This window comes from Halopseudomonas sp., assembly GCF_036961105.1.
Classification (GTDB): Bacteria; Pseudomonadota; Gammaproteobacteria; order Pseudomonadales; family Pseudomonadaceae; genus Halopseudomonas.
Genome location: NZ_JBALWW010000080.1, coordinates 1 through 511, shown reverse-complemented (window position 1 = coordinate 511; position 511 = coordinate 1). Strand labels below are relative to the sequence as shown.

Annotated in this window: 1 protein-coding gene; it reads left to right on the top strand. The window is 51.7% G+C overall.

Translation table 11 applies throughout. The features are described 5' to 3' along the window. Positions 1-420, top strand: a 420-nt coding sequence (locus V7756_RS19105) for a transposase (RefSeq protein WP_335611776.1), incomplete at its 5' end; no start/stop codon positions are given. Between the last annotated feature and the right edge of the window lie 91 nt (positions 421-511).

Here is a 511-nt window from a genome sequence, read left to right as displayed (position 1 = left end):
CGGCACAACGACTACACCTCGCCATTACGTCGAGTGACCGTGCAGCGCCCTGACAAAAGTACGCCTATCATTCTGGCCACCAATGACCTGGAAAGCCCGGCGGTGCTGATTGCCCAGCGTTACAAGGAGCGCTGGGCGATTGAGCTTTACTTCAAATGGATAAAGCAACACCTGAAGATCAAGACCTTCTTTGGGCGCAGTGAGAACGCGGTCAAGATCCAGATTTTGTGTGCTCTGATTGCCTATTTACTGCTGGTGATCTACCGCAAGGAAAACAGACTAAAGGGTAGTTTGTGGACCATTCTCGCCGAACTTCGAGTGACGTTATTTCAGCGGCCTATGACCGAAGAAAACAGCCATAGACGATGGCAAAATGAGCGAATAGAACGAGAAAAATTGCAGTTTGGGTTGTTCTCATGAGCAACCCCGTATTTTCCCCGGACAGTAGTGGGCCATCCCAGGAAGCCACCCGTTTCTGATCGTTCCCACGCTCTGCGTGGGAACGCAGCTC